11 protein-coding genes are annotated in these 15902 nt (G+C 45.1%); 2 read left to right on the top strand and 9 right to left on the bottom strand.

The window, feature by feature from the left end:
• Positions 1 to 392: 392 nt before the first annotated feature.
• From MASE_RS09360 to MASE_RS09350, 3 genes are all read right to left on the bottom strand, one after another.
• The gene (locus MASE_RS09360) at positions 393 to 2132 is read right to left on the bottom strand and encodes an AMP-binding protein (RefSeq protein WP_014949497.1); all 1740 of its coding nucleotides are present in this window, start codon (positions 2130 to 2132) and stop codon (positions 393 to 395) included.
• A gap of 368 nt (positions 2133 to 2500) precedes the next feature.
• Positions 2501 to 3079 (bottom strand): EF-hand domain-containing protein, encoded by a 579-nt coding sequence (locus tag MASE_RS09355; RefSeq protein WP_014949496.1) that lies wholly within the window; start codon positions 3077 to 3079, stop codon positions 2501 to 2503.
• 302 nt (positions 3080 to 3381) lie between these two features.
• A complete protein-coding gene (locus MASE_RS09350; protein WP_051129052.1) occupies positions 3382 to 5751 on the bottom strand; it encodes a DNA polymerase II in 2370 nt (789 codons plus the stop codon).
• A gap of 301 nt (positions 5752 to 6052) precedes the next feature.
• Here MASE_RS09350 and MASE_RS09345 point away from each other — a divergent pair, with 301 nt between their 5' ends.
• Positions 6053 to 7084 carry an MBL fold metallo-hydrolase gene (locus tag MASE_RS09345; RefSeq protein WP_014949494.1) on the top strand — a complete coding sequence of 344 codons (1032 nt, stop codon included), beginning with the start codon at positions 6053 to 6055 and terminating at the stop codon, positions 7082 to 7084.
• A gap of 69 nt (positions 7085 to 7153) precedes the next feature.
• Here MASE_RS09345 and MASE_RS09340 read toward each other — a convergent pair whose 3' ends face one another.
• The 6 genes from MASE_RS09340 to MASE_RS09315 form a co-directional block, all read right to left on the bottom strand.
• A complete protein-coding gene (locus tag MASE_RS09340; protein ID WP_014949493.1) occupies positions 7154 to 8482 on the bottom strand; it encodes a sensor histidine kinase in 1329 nt (442 codons plus the stop codon).
• Positions 8482 to 9066, bottom strand: a complete 585-nt coding sequence (locus MASE_RS09335) for a chemotaxis protein CheX (RefSeq protein WP_014949492.1) — start codon at positions 9064 to 9066, stop codon at positions 8482 to 8484. Before MASE_RS09335 ends, MASE_RS09340 begins: the two co-directional genes overlap by 1 nt.
• Complete coding sequence (locus MASE_RS09330; protein ID WP_014949491.1) at positions 9063 to 9428, bottom strand: response regulator; 366 nt, start codon at positions 9426 to 9428, stop codon at positions 9063 to 9065. The genes MASE_RS09335 and MASE_RS09330 overlap by 4 nt, the downstream gene beginning before the upstream one ends.
• 267 nt (positions 9429 to 9695) lie before the next feature.
• Entirely contained in the window at positions 9696 to 10871 is a 1176-nt protein-coding gene (locus tag MASE_RS09325) for a pyridoxal phosphate-dependent aminotransferase (RefSeq protein WP_014949490.1), read from the bottom strand.
• 19 nt (positions 10872 to 10890) lie between these two features.
• A complete protein-coding gene (locus tag MASE_RS09320) occupies positions 10891 to 11712 on the bottom strand; it encodes a sulfite exporter TauE/SafE family protein (protein WP_014949489.1) in 822 nt (273 codons plus the stop codon).
• Positions 11713 to 11828: 116 nt separating this feature from the next.
• Positions 11829 to 14477 carry a TonB-dependent receptor plug domain-containing protein gene (locus tag MASE_RS09315; RefSeq protein ID WP_014949488.1) on the bottom strand — a complete coding sequence of 883 codons (2649 nt, stop codon included), beginning with the start codon at positions 14475 to 14477 and terminating at the stop codon, positions 11829 to 11831.
• Between the two features lie 401 nt (positions 14478 to 14878).
• Here MASE_RS09315 and MASE_RS09310 point away from each other — a divergent pair, with 401 nt between their 5' ends.
• Entirely contained in the window at positions 14879 to 15859 is a 981-nt protein-coding gene (locus MASE_RS09310) for a LysR family transcriptional regulator (RefSeq protein WP_014949487.1), read from the top strand.
• The last annotated feature ends 43 nt before the right edge of the window (positions 15860 to 15902 follow it).

Below are 15902 nucleotides of genomic sequence, written 5' to 3'. Positions count from 1 at the left end.
AAAATGTGTTTTTCTGCGACTGCTCTTTTTACCTACTTCTAGTCACTGTGAAAGTTTCATTTATCGAATAATTTAAGGCGCACAAACTCAGATACAGACCTTTAGTCTTTCACTCAGGAGTAAAGGGGTCAGAGTACTTTTTTAACATTCACACTTATTAAAACGAAGAAATGTACTCTGACCCCATTATTGTGGGCTAACTAAATAATCCGGGCTCTTTAACTCTCTAGGATATGTAACAGGCAGTTTGAAAATACGGTAGATAGGTACAGACTGTAGGTGCAAGCGTTGGAAATACGAATGTAGGGTCAGTGTACTTTAAAGCGTTATCTTTTAAAAAGTACTCTGACCCCAATCTTCGAAATGTACTCTGACCCCACTATTTGCTGGGATTATGCTTCGGTTTGTAGGGCTTGCTTCTTCAGTGTTTCTATCATGTATTCGCGCATTTTAAACTTCTGAAGCTTCCCTGTTACCGTCATGGGGTACTCTTTCACTACGCTGATGTATTTGGGTACTTTAAAGTAGGCTAGTTTGGATTTAAGGTAGTCGCGTATCTGATCTTCGTCTATATGTCGATTTTCCTTTTCCTTAATCCATAGGCATACTTGCTCGCCATATTTGTTGTCAGGAATACCAAAGACAGCGGCGTCTGACACATCCGCATGTTGATATAAGACTTCTTCAATTTCTCGTGGATAAATATTCTCGCCGCCGCGAATAATCATGTCCTTTATTCTACCAACAATAGTGACATAGCCTTCTTCGTCCATTTCTCCAAGATCTCCAGAATGGAGCCAACCTTCATCGTCTATGGTGGCTTTGGTCTTAACCTCATCACCCCAATAACCTTTCATTACACAGTAGCCTCTCGCGCAAATCTCACCCGGTTCTCCAATAGGCACCGTATTGCCTTGGGGATCTATGATCTTCACTTCTGTATGGGGCATAGCGCGCCCTACAGTTTTGACCTGCTTTTCAAATGGCGAGTCAATGTCAGTAATATGATTGATAGGGCTACACTCTGTCTGACCATAACCTATGACGACTTCTGTCATATGAAATTCACTATGGACCTTTCGCATGAGCTCTTCTGGACAGGTACTACCTGCCATGACACCTGTCCTTAGTGTTGATAGATCAAAGCTCTTGAAGTTGGATAGTTCGAGCTCGGCAATAAACATGGTTGGTACGCCATGTAATCCCGTGCACTTTTCTTCTTCTACTGTACGGAGTGTTGTCTCAGGGTCGAATGACTCCCCGGGGAATACTGCACATGCACCTGATGCTAAGCAAACTAAGTTGCCCAATACCATTCCAAAGCAGTGATAAAGCGGTACGGGAATACAAAGTTTGTCTTTGTGTGTGAACCTCATTGCTTGTGATACTAATAACCCATTATTTAGAATGTTTCGGTGCGTTAACGTTGCGCCTTTCGGATTTCCCGTGGTGCCGGAGGTAAACTGAATATTGATGTTATCATTCGCGCTAAGGTTCGATTCAACGGCCTCCAACTGAGATTTAAGCGCTTCCGTTGGTTCTATTTGCAATGCAGAAAAAGCCTGTAACCCTTCTACAGGCTTATCGCCAATAGTGTATACATATTTAAGTGAAGGCAACTTAGAAAGCGTTAGAGGACGCCTTGGTGTGTTCTTATCTTGGCTGTCTATTTCTGGCGCAAGCTCTTTCAACATGGCGACGTAATTTGACTGCTTGAATGACTGAGCCATGACTAAGTATTTTACGGAAACGTTATTAATAGCAAACGCTAATTCATCAGGGCGATAAGCAGGGTTCAGGCATACCATGATCGCCCCGATTCGCGCAGTGGCCATCTGTACGATCGACCATTCGATATTGTTCGGAGACCATATACCCACACGGTCGCCAGGTTCTACACCGTTTGCAAGTAAGCCGCAAGCAACACGTTCTACTTCATACCAATACTGCTGATAGGTCCAGCTAACGTCTTGATGTTTTACAATAATCGCTGGGTTATCGCCATAATTGTCGACAACATTTTTGAAATACTGACCGATAGTGAGCGACGTCAGCTCAGCGTCATCAGAGCCAGTAAACTCACTTTTCTGAAGAGGGAGTAGTGAGTTCGGTGTAAATTTTGATTCCATCATATCTTGCCTCCATGCGCGTACGCATCTGATTTATATATAAATAATTGAGTTGGCTGTTTCGGCTTTTGGTTCCAAATAACCAATGGCAACAATTGCAGTAAATGCTGAATATGCAACGAATAAAACAAATAATTCAATCTTTATTAACAATATTGTTGCAAACGAGTTTTGTCGACAAGATGTTAGTCGTATATGGGGTTATTCAACGATGAATTTGTGTGACTCGTCGTACACGCTGAAAGGAGAGTAATAACCAAAAGTGACAATGTATCTGATGTCTAAAGAAAATTTTCTCGACTCTAATGAAACAAAAAAGCCTCCGACGAAGGAGGCTTCCTAAAAATTTTTACTTTACGAGAGGTGAGCGTCTATTCAGACTCAATACCTTCGAAGTAGGCACGATATTCCATACGGGTAACGTAAGAATCGCCATTTTCGTCCATCATCTCAAAGTCACCTTCGACATGTGCAACCTTTAACTCCTCGGCTGTAAGCTTACCGTCGCTGTCTACATCGATTTCAGTAAACTTATTGTCGGCTGTGGCTGACATTTCAGTACGAAGCTCCTTATTCTTCTCTGATATCATTTCACCGTCTGCTTTAGAGAATAATTCAGGGTTGCCCTTTTCCGAGAGTAGAGCGTCATTGGTGCCTTCAGTTTTCACCTGAGTAATGATGTCGTCGCTAAACATTGATGGTTTTTCATCAACAAACTTGTTGAATTCAACACGGCTAATCATGCTGTCACCATCGGTATCCATTTTTGCAAGAAGCTTACTGTCAATAACGCCTGAAGACTCTGAACCGACGATATAGCCGTTTCCATCCTTATCCATTGCGTTAAATCCCATCGAGATCTTCTCTTCGTGGTGGCCTGCTACTGCTGAAGCAGATAGTGTTGCAGCAATAACAGCACTGGTAATCATACTTAGTTTTGTGATCTTCATAATCAAATTCCTTCTGGCTTTTACAGTGAACTCGGGCGTTCAATTGCCCTAACCACTAGGTCCACAGACCTCAACATAGGTGCAGATTGGAAGTAAGTTTCAATCTGACACCGCTAATGACTTACGTAATTCATTATTCATTGAATGTGCCAAATGCATAACTAACTGATTTAGTGAGGTAATAAAAGTTTAAGGCAAGGATTTCAATGTTATTGCTATGTTAAATTGTCGCAGTGTTTGCAAGATCTTCATACGTCAAACTTAAGCTGATCTCAGATATAGATAGAACCCCATTAATGAGATTAAAACAGCGAGAGTTGATCGTTCGCTATTGTCTCAAAATTCAGGCCGATAAGAGGCAAGATACTATCGGCAATGGGTTGGATTTGCTTTTCAATATAGTGGTCATATTGAAGGGGGGCCGTGGCAGTTTCTGCGGTTTGAGGGCCCTGTACCGTAATAACATAAGCAATGGTAGTATTAAACTGATAGCGAAGTGGCAACCCCTGTTCTTTATAGTACTCGTCCGCTAATCGCGCTGCCTTTACGTGGGGAGGCAGCGACTTGGTATACGACGACAAAGGCTTACGCAGCCGCTTTTTATAGACCAAAGCGTGATCCATTTCACCGGACTTTATCGCTGCTATCGTGCTATTTATGTAGTCTTCAACAGGCTGTCCAGTAAACACTTTTTTGTACAGCTCGTACTGGAAGGTTTTAGCTAGTACCGTCCAATCAGAGCGGACATTTTCTAAGCCTTTAAAGACAAGTTCACCGCCCTTCATTCCTGCGTAACGTTTTTTGCTGCCTTCGGAAGAGCCTCGGATCGTCGGCATAAAAAACGTAGAAAAGTGAGATTCAAACTCAATTTCTAAGTGGCAATCAATGTCGAACTCACTTTTTAGTAACTCTGTCCACTTTCGATTAATAATGCTAGCGAGCTCAAGTCCAGTTTCTGACGGCGAGCCTAGTGCATCATTCCCTTCTACATGAACAAACGTTGAGTCGGTATCGCCGTAAATAACCGTATAGCCCAGTTCTTCAATCCAACCCGCAGTGGTTTGCATGATCTCATGACCCCGCAGTGTAATAGAGCTAGCAAGGCGAGGATCGTAGAAAGGGCAACCGCCACTACCAAGCACACCATAGAAGGAGTTCATTAATATTTTGATGGCCTGAGAGCGCGGTGCGTCATTCTGTTTTTTGGCTTCGTCGCGCTGAAGCCATAGGTTTTCAATGATGGAAGGTAGAAAATGAGATTCGCGGCTAAATACTGCGCCTTTAAAACCTTCTATCGCCGTGTGGGGGGACTTAAGCCCTTCTGCAAGTCCCAACGGATCGATTTTAAATGTACGAATGATGGAAGGATACAGGCTCTTAAAATCTAGGACTAAAACGTCTTTATATAAACCTGGCTGGGAACGCATGACATAACCACCCGGACTAGCCAAGCCTCCATTTTCAGGTCTTACCCCCGCGACATAAGACTTGCGGTGAAGCTTAGGCAAGTACACATTTAAAAACGCGGCCACTGACCCTCCGGGGCGGCTCATATCTAGGCCGGTGAGAATACTGCGCAGTGCCAGAAAATCGATAAATTGGGTTTTATCCTGAATGCGATTGACCAGTTCCGTATCTTTAAAGTTATAGTTAGCGAGTGCAACAGGGTCGCTATGATAAAGACGCTTTATCGCTTCAAGCTTGTCTGCAGCCTGAATAAGCTTATTTTCGCCAAGCAGTTCTTCAGATACGTGATCGAGCGAGAACGACTCGAATTGATAAGTCATTGTTTTTAGTGCTTCGATACCATCAATAACGCATCGTCCTGGCACATCAACGAGGGTTTGATCTTCCCACTGTCTTACAGAAGCCTCTCTGCCATGGCGGCCGATAGCATACTTTAGCGAGTTAGCCCTAGCGCGGCGTTCAAGTACCGCCATATCGAACTGTTTAACGTTCCAGCCTAAAATGATATCTGGGTCGTAGGATGTAAGATAAGAAAAAAATGCTTCAAGCAGTACTTTTTCTGATTCAACGGTAATGAGCTCGTACGCGCTGTCTTCTTGTCCTTGCAATGTTTGCCCAACAAAACGTGGCGGGCATAGAAGCAGCACAACGTTGAGTCCCTCACCGGCTAACGCAATGCTAAAGAGTTCTTCATGCTCATTGCATTCGATGTCTATGCTAAGTGATGTAAATGTGGTTCTGAATTGACAGGGTCTGATTTGCGCATTTTCTATAACGATCTGAGGCGTATCGTCGAAATCTTGCGGAGCCAGAAATTCCACCGCACCATACACAAAGCGCTCCATTAAGTAGCGATCGGCAACGCGAATATCCGCTTCGTACAATATAATACTGCTTTCCTGCGCATGCTGGCGAAGCTGATGCATGTGTGATTCGGTTGCGGTTTTTACCGTCGCAACAGGAACTTGTTCCAGCGTGTGAAACCCGTCATCTGAAATACTGATCTTTGCAGAAATACGCTCGGCGATATTGCGTAAATCATTGGCGTGATCAACAGATACAAAGCAAGTGGGGTATTGGGGTGAAGAAATTAACCTAGCGGTGCTACTGGGCGTTTTTACCCATAGCTCAACATGCACCTTGCCTCGCCGGGTAAACGTACTTTTATTGAGTATGAACCCTTGTTGTATTGTTGAGGCTGACATGGATCTGATTTACTAACCGGCTTTGTTGACGTTAATTTCTTTAAATAGCCTCATGGGCGTGTACGTTTTATAAACTCGCATTACCATTATCTGTTCAATAACTGGCGCAAAGGTGCAATAAAAATGCGCTACCACTGTGCACGAGAAACGGCAGTAGGCTTAGTATAACGTTTGTTATCACCTACTCCTATAGATCTCTATTCGACAGATATGTTTGTTTTTGTAAGCAGCGCGAGTTAAAACGAAAACGTACAGTCTTTGTGCACGTTAGACCATGCACGATAGAAAAGGTGAGGGCGATATGGAATATCTATTCGATAAACAGGTAGAGCCGGGCGAGCTAATAGAAGTGGCCGATGGTGTTCTTTGGCTAACAATGCCGCTTCCATTTGAACTTGACCACATAAATTTGTACCTGATCCGCGGTGAAGGCGGTTGGGTGGTCATTGATACTGGCATAGGAACGTCCACCACCAAAGCTCTGTGGGAGCGTATATTCAAGCAATTAGACGGGCCAATAGTTGGTGTCATCGTTACGCACTTACATCCTGATCATGTAGGGTTAGCGGGCTGGATAGCCGACACGTATAATGTTCCCTTTTATATGTCTCAAACTGAGTACTTTACTGCCAGAGCGTTTGCGGCAGGAAGAAATGGCGCAACGAATGACCGGGATGTGCAATACTACCAGCGAGCAGGTTTAGACGAATCCATGATCGCAAAGCTTACTTCTGGTGAAGGCAACGGCTACAGCAGCGTCGTTTCACCACTACCTATTAGCTACACACGTCTAAAGCATGGTATGACGCTGTCGCTTGGCGGTAACGAATGGCAGATCATCATTGGCCGCGGCCACTCTCCTGAGCATGCGTGCCTTTACAATAAGCAAAAAAATATTCTCATATCAGGCGATCATATTTTGCCGATTATCACGCCAAACATTGGGGCCTACTCAACAGAGCCTGATGCCAACACCTTAGACGACTACCTTTCTACGCTGCCGCAATTCAAGAATTTGCCCAAAGGTGCGACAGTATTACCTGCTCACAAGCTACCCTTTATCGGCCTGCATGAGCGAGTAGATTCGCTTATTGCTCATCATCACGAGCACCTAAAAGCACTGTTAAATGCTTGCGAGCAACCTCAAACGGTCGTAGAGCTATTACCGGTTATGTTTAAGCGCAAGCTCTCTAGTCGCAACATGGTGTTTGCAGTAGCAGAGTGTTTGTCTCACCTTAATTACTTGCTTAATGAAGGAGCCATTTCGCGGACGTTAAACAGCAAGGGTGTGTATACATTTAAAGCCTGTGAAGTAAAAAAGCTTGCTTGTTAGTTCAGTCAGAGGACATACAAACAGAGTGAGGATTAACAACGTCTGACTCTGTACTGGGCTATCTGTTTTCTAGGCCGTTTGAGAGTTTTCCGTTTCGTTTTCTTTATTCTCTTCATTATCTTCACTGGACGGGGGCTGTGCTGCAGGCTGTTTCGGAATGGTGATCTCTACCACGGTTCCTTTTGCCTCTTTGCTGCTAATAGATATTTTACCTTGATGTTGTTCGATGGCGGTGTAAGCCACAGAAAGGCCCAGCCCTTGGCCTTGCCCTTCAGGCTTTGTAGTAAAGAAGGGTTCAAAGACTCGCTTTAGATGTCCTGTAGGAATACCGCAACCTGAATCCAGTATTTTGATGGTCACCAACGTAGGTGAATCGAGCACAGTAAGTTTAATGAAGCCCCTATCTTCTATGGCCTGCGCTGCATTTATCATGACGTTCATTAGCGCCTGTTTCAGCGGCCCAGGGTTTCCCATTACCTCCACTTTCTCTAATTCACATTCAAATTTATATTGGGGCGTGCTGTACTGGGCGGAAATAAGCGTGATCAGCTGGTGACACACGGCGCAGATATCTACTATCTGCACGCCTTCAGTAGTCTCCAGCGAAAAGTTCTTAAGGTTTTCGACGATGTCTTTTACGCGGGTAAGGCCATCTGTAGACTCGGCAATTAGCTCAGTAATATCGTCCTTTAACAAGTCGTAGTGATTAGACTCAAACAGTGCGTCAATCTGCTCTTTAAGTTCGTCGGTGAAGTGTTCGAGTTGCCCCTTAACGCCATCACAAATCGCAATAAGGTGAGTTGCGTATTGCTCAAGTGTATTGAGGTTAGCGCTCACAAAACCAATAGGGTTATTAATTTCGTGGGCTATCCCCGCCGCGAGCTGACCAGTAGAAGCCATTTTCTCTGCTTGAATAAGCTGGCTCTGTGCGGTATCGAGTTTGCGAATTAACTTTTTTTGCGCTTCGTGTTCTTTTTTCAGCGCTTCTGAAAGCTTTTGCTGGGCTCTAAAATAGCTAGCTTGGGCGGTCACATCTTGCAGAAAAATACACGCCAATTTTTGCCCTGTATTTTTGTCTTTAATGGGCAAGATTTCCATGTTTTGATACATCTGTGTTTCTTCACCCGTTATAGGACGAGAGCTCTTAAACGGAAAGATGTGGGGGCGTTGTTCCCAATAGCTAAAGCTAGGATGCTGCAGTACAAAAACTGACTTTAGTCTGCGTTTTAGAAACTTACCTTGTCCTTGAAATAACTCAACAACTGGCGTTTCTTTATAGCAGTCGCGCATATTGTGAGGAAGTCGATCTAAAAAGAAGTCGTTTAGATAAACAACCTTAAAGCTCTCATCGACTATACCAATTCCGACAGGTAATTTACCTACCAGTTGTTCAAACATTATGCGAGTAACTCATCCAATGTGTCTTTCATGCGTGCAAGAGATTCATCGTCTAAGCAGAAAACAACGCGCATGCTAAACGACGAGATCGCGATAATAAACTGCACTTCCATCACTAAGCTGTGCTGCCATTGCAACTCATCGAAGTTCGCTTTATCGGGCAAGAATAACGTGGGCATGTTCAAGTTAGTTGTAAGCTCCAACTGGTCGGAAAGACCAGCCAAACACGCACCTGCCAAAATGTTACAAAGCTCCAAGATAATCTCTTGAATGTCTTCTTTGCTTAACGGTTCATCGTAATCCATTAACGTTGCGACCTCACTCAATCCAGCTTGAGATAGCACAGACATCACTTCGCCGTGTACGTCGCCTAAAAAAGACTGACGGGTATAGAAAGCGTCTTCGGTTTCAAATAAGAGACTGTAAAGCTGGGTGGGAGTAACCGCTGAGATTTTTGGGATAGAAATATCAATTTTGGTTTCAATTAACTGCGCAAGAGAGTTAGCCGCTTGCCCCATGGAAATATTTAGGAGTTCTTGAAGGGCATCTCTTTGCTCTTCGTCTAGTGGTAGTACAATGCTCATAGATACCCCAACTCAAACAACGACATTGCTAATTCTTCTTTATCAAGCGGTTTGCGTAAAAAGCGCTTTGCCCCCAGAGACATGACAATTTTCTGTTTTTCTGGCTGAAAGTCAGCGCTAATCACAATTACATTTGGGGCGTCGGGCCTTTGGTGCAAGAATTCCAACACACCAACGCCGTCAACTTCTGGCATGGTTAGGTCTAAAAGTACCAATGCAAATTCACTTTCTGACAGCGCATTTATGGCTTCTTGCCCGTTTGTTGCTTCGGTGATGTCATACTCTAAATCTTGCGGAAGTGAGCGAATCACACTACGCCTCGACAACTTAGAATCATCAGCTACTAATACAGAAATTGACATTTACAGCCTCCTAGAGCGGCATTTAATGCGATGCCTTTTTAGTAAAGTATGTGCAACTTTAGCGTTACTGCAACAATACCGTAAAAATTTTCCAATCAGCGTATTCTTTGAGCAGTGGCGCTTTAAAATGAGTATATGACAGAAGTGACTTTTATGCGTATTAGACTTTTAGTTGAAAATGACTAGGAGAGTAAACGAGGAAGTAGCAGAAAATTTAAGTCTATAAATAGCGAGGTGTGCATCGGCCGACAATGCACACCCTTGCAGCTAAGTATTTTGCATAGTGTACATTTTTTCAAGTGCACTGGGCATGGCATCAACATAGCGTTTTACATCGCCAATTTTTCCCATACTTACGCGAGACCAGTTGTCGTACGTACGGTAGATTCCTCTAATCAGCACGTCCTGTTCAGCCATGGCTTGGCGGAAGTACTCTGCGTTGCCGTCACCTAAATTAACAAAAATAAAGTTAGTACTAGAAGGTAGCGCTGTCAATCCATTTGCTTTTACTGCGTCCATAACCATAGATTTACCTTCATAAATTTTCTCTTTAGAGAAAGTTAAAAAGGCATCGTCATTGTAGCTGGCGATAGCCGCGGCAAGGCCTGCTTGATTCAATGTATAGCCGCCCATGCCATAGCGATTGATCCACTCAGTGTTTTCCTCTGATGCGATTAAATAGCCCACGCGCATACCTGCTAAGCCATAAATCTTTGAGAAGGTTCTCGCTACAATGACATTATGACCAGCTTTAACGAGCGGAATCATTGAATGCTTAGGAGGCTCATCGATAAGCTCGTTATATGCCTCGTCGACCAACACCAGTGTTTTTTTAGATGCTTTTATGCAGAATTCGCGAAGCTTATTCGGATCGAGCACTTTTCCCGTTGGATTGTTCGGGTTACAAATGTGCACCATACCAATAGAGTCGTCTATTGCGGCGTACATTGCATCAAGATCAATATCAAGCTCTGCCGTATTAGCAACTCTCACTATTTCTGGCGCACCTTGTTTTTCAGGTGCTTTAGACGTGGTGTCCCAAAAAAGGTCCGGGCCCAGAATTTTTCCATTCTTGCTGGCCGCAAGGGCGGCGTAGGAAAGAATAGGGCTTGAACCTGCGCTCAAAGAAATGTGCTTTCGAGTAATGCCATAGCGCTCGGCAATCATATCCAATAGTGTCATAGCGGCAGGATAAGCATAGTAGGCTCCACCTTCCGCCGATGCTTTTGCGATAGCGTCTAGCGCTTTCGGGCTCGGCCCAAACGGGTTTTCATTGGCATTGAGCTTTGCAACCCCAGGCTTTGGTCCATACATAACAGACGATGGGGAAGCGCTTGCGCTAACAGATTGGGCGCTCACAAGGTGACTTATGCCACTCGCACCTATTGCTGACGCTGCAACTGTGCCACCAATAAACAAGCGTCTTGAACGGTTATAACTCACGGGTTGTCTCCTTCTTCTTTTAAATGGCTTTATAGAACATTGCGCTAGAAACGATGACGAGATAGATGCCAAATAAGCGCTTTAGCTTCTTTTCACTGAAGTTGTGCGCCATTTTGGCTCCGATTGGAGCGGTAAAGATTGCCCCAATACTGATAGCAATAAGCGCAGGTATATTGATGTAGCCAATAGTGCCTACCGGCAACGAGGCGGTTTCAGGGTGCTTCATAAACAAAAAGCCAATGGCACCTGGAAGCCCGATAAGAAAGCCGACGCCTGCGGCGGTCGCGACAGCCTGTTGAATGGTGCGCTGGCACATCACCATCGTGATTACTGTTGGCGTACCGCCGCCTATGCCAAGCAGAGCAGAGAAACCACCCAGAACAAACGCCAAAACCGCTTTGCCTATGCCTTTAGGCATATCGAAAACAAGCCCGGGTCTTACAACGAACTCAGGGAAAAGGAAGTATACGGAGTAAAGTAGAACACCAGCGGCGAACACGACCGTTAAACCATTGGCGCTGGAGTTGTTTGCGATGAGCAGCCCGCCACCAACGCCAAGAATAAGCCAAATACTCCACGAGCGAAGAATGTCAAAATCCACCGCACCTTTAGCGCGATGCGCCATCACTGACCGAGCGCTTGATACCACAATGGATGCCAATGATGTTCCGATGGCTACCTTAACGAGGGCTTCTGATGGAGGAGTAAAAAACGGAAAAACAGCGAGAAGAGCAGGTACCACAACAAACCCCCCGCCATTACCAAACAGACCTGCCGTGATACCTGCAATGGCACCAGTTATACACAAAGTAACTACAAACCACAGTAGCTCTATTTCCATTTGCTTTTTACTCCGCATGAAACAGCTTTAAACATGAATGACCTTTTAAGTTTTTCTTATATACAGTTAACTACATACACAAACACCGACTTATGTCGGTGTTTGCAAGGAGCCAGTTAAAAACGGGCTGCAAGTCGGGTGTAGTAATATCCTCCCTGCCAATCAACCACCGAGGCAGAGTCATAGACTTCACCGCAACAGGCGTCGCCGTTAGTACTTACATCTGGGTAATTGTCGAAGAGATTTCTTACCCCCACTGACAGGGTGAGGTTTTCGTTAATAAGATAGGAGCCCTCTATATCGAACATATATTCGTCACCAAAGGTTTGAATATTCGTGGCGTTTACCCCGTCATCGCTTCCCGCATTTTCGTATTCGCCAAAATAGCTAAGACGTGCAACGGCAGACCACACGTCGTAACTGTGGGTAACTGAGAAGACACCACGCATTTCGGGACGGCCATTTTCAAAGTCGAACTGATCCTCAGCGTTCAAGTATTCACTCGGATCAGAATCGAACTCTGTTTTGTTGTAATTCACAGAGCCGGTTAGCACGGTTGCGCCATACCTCGATTCCATCTTGTAAGTAGCAACAACGTCCACGCCTTCGGTTACGGTATCGAAAGCGTTTTGGAAGAAGAACACACCACCAATGGACTCGGCGCCAGAAACATTGGCACCTGCTAGGGCTAGATAGTTTTGGTATGCGTCATAACCGTCTGCTTGAGGGTCGGTAACGACAGTGGTGGAAACATCTCGGGTAGACACAGAGTAAAGGCGGTCTTCAAGCTTGATGTTGTAGTAATCAACAGTGAGCGTTAAATCGCCATAGTTCGCAGTCATGCCCAGCGTAAAGTTGGTCGATTTTTCGGGTGAAAGCTCGTTGGCACCAAGCGCCTGCGCTACTTCGCCGCCGGCTGGGAACAGACCTGTTGCTACTGGGAAGCCATCGGGCAGACGTGTAGATACGTTGGTCGTGCCTTGCTGACCTGGAGTAGGGGCTCTAAAGCCAGTGCCAAAAGACGACCTAAAGCCTACTTCGTCACTAAACTGATAGAACCCTGCAACTTTGTACACAACCTCTGAGCCAAAATCAGAATAGTCTTCATAACGCAGCGCAGCCTGAGCAAACAGCTCGTCTGTAATGTCACCAGAGATATCCGTGTATACCGCATATGAGTCACGCTCGTATGAGCCCGAATAGTCTGGTGAATAGCCAGGGAAGCCGTTGGAGCCAACGCCTACAACAGTATAAACGGCGTCTACTCCAGCGAATCCATCATCTTCAACCCCATCGTCGTTACTGTCAGCACTGGTGTAGTTGGCACAATTCAGAGTTGAACCGTTAGCAATGACAGCAGCGCCCAGTGCCGTAGTAGTGTAGTCGTCGTTACAAAACTCCCATGGATCAGATGTGGCGTAAGAGCCTGCAAAATAGGAACTTAGCTCGCCTTCAGAGATTTCGTATGACTCATCTAAGTAACTTGCACCGAAGGCAAGAACATACTGGTTCAAGTCATAGGTGAAGTCAGCTTGAATCTGTGTTTCTTCGTTGGTTAAGTCACCCGGCTTAAATGAAGTAGGTGACTCGTTACCCAGTGACGGGTTAATGGTATTGGCTAGTGTGTAAGAGATTTCATTATTGCCGTAACGACCACTGATATCATAAGTAAGGTCGCCCGACATGCCCTTAACACCACCAACAAATGAGTAGTCAGTCACATCACCGAAGAAACGAGGCGTGAAGCCACCGGTGAAGAACTCTAGCGGGTTCCAGATTGAACCGTCCTCAAGTCGAATGTCTTCAATGGTGCCATTGCCTGGATAGCGATAATAGAATGAACCGTCACCTTCACTTTCTGAATAGTTACCGAATGCGTAGAGTTCAAGTTCACTGGATAGTGCGTAACCGGCGTTAAAGAAAACACGCGTCCCGCTTGTATTTGGTTGCCCCCATGGTTGGACTACGTCTGAACCATGAACGCTGTTGGCCATGGCCGTAGCATCAGCGATGTATTGATCTGACTGGTCATCCACACAGAACCATGGCTCACAATATTGCTCACCGCGAAAGGTGGCTTCGCTGTCAGAATATTCGGCTGAAATACTGAAAAAGCCATCGTCGCCTAACGCGAAACCTTTATTCCCAGTAACGGTAATTTGATCGCCATCTCCTTCGTAGTAGCTGCCGTAGTCGGCAGTGAACGAGCCGCCTTCGGTGTTATTTTTTAATTGAAAGTTGATAACACCTGCAATGGCATCTGAGCCATATTGCGCAGCTGCACCGTCGCGCAACACTTCAACACTTTGAATTGCTGCGGTTGGAATTGTTGCGATGTCTGGCCCCTGTGTGCCAGAACCGCCAATTGAAACAAGCGCGGCCCTGTGACGACGTTTAGAGTTAACCAAAACAAGCGTTTTGTCGGTGGGCATACCTCGAAGCGTTGCTGGACGGATAAACGTTCCGCCGTCGGAAATGGGTTGACGGCCTACGGAATAAGAGGGAACGAGTGTCATAAGGACATTGTTCATATCGGTAAACGCAACGGCTTCAACGTCTTCGGCGGTGAGTACATCAACCGGTACAGGAGAGCTGGTTACTGAACGCGGTGCACCGCGGGCACCAACAACGGCAATGCGTTCTAGGTCTTTGGCTTCTGTGGTTTCTTCAGTCACTTCTTGCGCCTGTACAAGCAATGAAGTAGTGAAAAGTGTTAATCCGGTAAGTGCGTAACGTACTGCAGTGTGGAGCTTTTTCTGTTTCATTTGTGTTCCCAATCGTGCTTATTGCTACTTAGTTTTGTGGGTGTGGATTATTAAAATCTGCACTCTTTTTAGGCACGCACGAGCACTACTTTGATGCGAGAAGCATCTTGTTATTGTTGTCTAGCCACTCGTGTACAAGAACAAGGCTAAAAACTCTTTGGCTTTGCAGGAAGAAAGAAGATTATTCAGGGGTATAAGAAAAATATTGAGCCGTCTCACAGGGCGCTAATTTAATGCTATTAGACTTAAGTATGGGGGAAGACAAGATTTTCATGCCCCACTGCTTTTAGCCCATTTTTACAATTTTGCTTCATATAACTTAATGGAATGGCATATTCGTTGCTGCCGTCTTCATTAAACCGTTCCCGTTCTAGAACTCACCACCTTTGTAAGGAGGGCAAGTGCATTCAAAACAGCTGCATTATTTTGTTATGACTGTGCGTAAGGGTAGTATTGCTGCGGCGGCGAGAGCATTGGATATCGCTCAACCCGCCATTAGTCAGCAGTTGGCAAGTTTAGAAAGAGAGATGAAAGCGACGCTGCTTGAAAGAAGTTTTTCGGGAGTAAACCTAACATCGGCGGGCGAAGTTTTTTATAAACATGCATTAAAGCTGCTAACCGAAATAGACAACGTTAAGGCCGCATTGGAAACCTTTCAAACCGGACAAAAGAAGGTAGTAAAAATAGGAATGCTACCGTCAATCGGCAATGTGCTTTCTTTACCGCTGCTCACGGAGATAACGGCGAACCATAAAGGGCTCAAAGTCGAAATCAGCACTGGACCGTCTTACACCATTAATGATTGGCTTGAGTCAAAGCAGGTGGATATTGCGCTTACTTATCAGCAAGCTGTCGACCCTAAATTCATGCGAGTCACACCGCTAATTCAAGAAGATCTTCATTTGGTTTTTTCTGCTTCCTCATCGTGTGAACAATACGCCAAGCTTCGAGATAGAACGACGATCCGTTTCTGGGAAATCAGTGAATTACCTTTGCTGTCACCGGGTAACAAAGATGCATTGGGTCAACTAATTGCTGACTATGAAAAAGCAACGGGCGTTAGTTTGCAGCACGATTTGGCTTATTCTGGACAACTCATGACTGGCCTTAGGCAAGTTATGCAGGGAGAAGGCGTGATGATCCTTCCTACATCAGCTATTTTTCATTTAAAGGAGTCTGGCTTAGTTTCATCACTGAAAATAACACAGCCAGAAATGCAGCGTACTGTACTCGCTGCGACAAACAAAAGTGCCAAGACGCTACTAGATAGCAGTCCGATCATTGATATTCTCAGAAAAGTAGTGGCTCAAGAAAACGCACTGAAACACTGGTGCGGTACGTTAGAATTTGCCGCTTCATCGTTTATAGCGCAACCTGCATAGCACTATGCCAACACAAAATGATGCTAAATCTCGCGTACGACGA

Origin of the sequence: Alteromonas macleodii ATCC 27126, assembly GCF_000172635.2 — a bacterium.
Taxonomy (GTDB): domain Bacteria; phylum Pseudomonadota; class Gammaproteobacteria; order Enterobacterales; family Alteromonadaceae; genus Alteromonas; species Alteromonas macleodii.
This window is presented reverse-complemented; position numbering and strand designations above follow the sequence as displayed.

What these genes read in the sequence shown, in the direction of transcription:
- MASE_RS09360 (WP_014949497.1), bottom strand. Translation starts at nt 2,132, where the DNA reads ATGATGGAATCAAAATTTACACCGAACTCACTACTCCCTCTTCAGAAA.
- MASE_RS09320 (WP_014949489.1), bottom strand. Translation starts at nt 11,712, where the DNA reads ATGGAAATAGAGCTACTGTGGTTTGTAGTTACTTTGTGTATAACTGGT.
- MASE_RS09330 (WP_014949491.1), bottom strand. Translation starts at nt 9,428, where the DNA reads ATGTCAATTTCTGTATTAGTAGCTGATGATTCTAAGTTGTCGAGGCGT.
- MASE_RS09315 (WP_014949488.1), bottom strand. Translation starts at nt 14,477, where the DNA reads ATGAAACAGAAAAAGCTCCACACTGCAGTACGTTACGCACTTACCGGA.
- MASE_RS09335 (WP_014949492.1), bottom strand. Translation starts at nt 9,066, where the DNA reads ATGAGCATTGTACTACCACTAGACGAAGAGCAAAGAGATGCCCTTCAA.
- MASE_RS09345 (WP_014949494.1), top strand. Translation starts at nt 6,053, where the DNA reads ATGGAATATCTATTCGATAAACAGGTAGAGCCGGGCGAGCTAATAGAA.
- MASE_RS09355 (WP_014949496.1), bottom strand. Translation starts at nt 3,079, where the DNA reads ATGAAGATCACAAAACTAAGTATGATTACCAGTGCTGTTATTGCTGCA.
- MASE_RS09350 (WP_051129052.1), bottom strand. Translation starts at nt 5,751, where the DNA reads ATGTCAGCCTCAACAATACAACAAGGGTTCATACTCAATAAAAGTACG.
- MASE_RS09340 (WP_014949493.1), bottom strand. Translation starts at nt 8,482, where the DNA reads ATGTTTGAACAACTGGTAGGTAAATTACCTGTCGGAATTGGTATAGTC.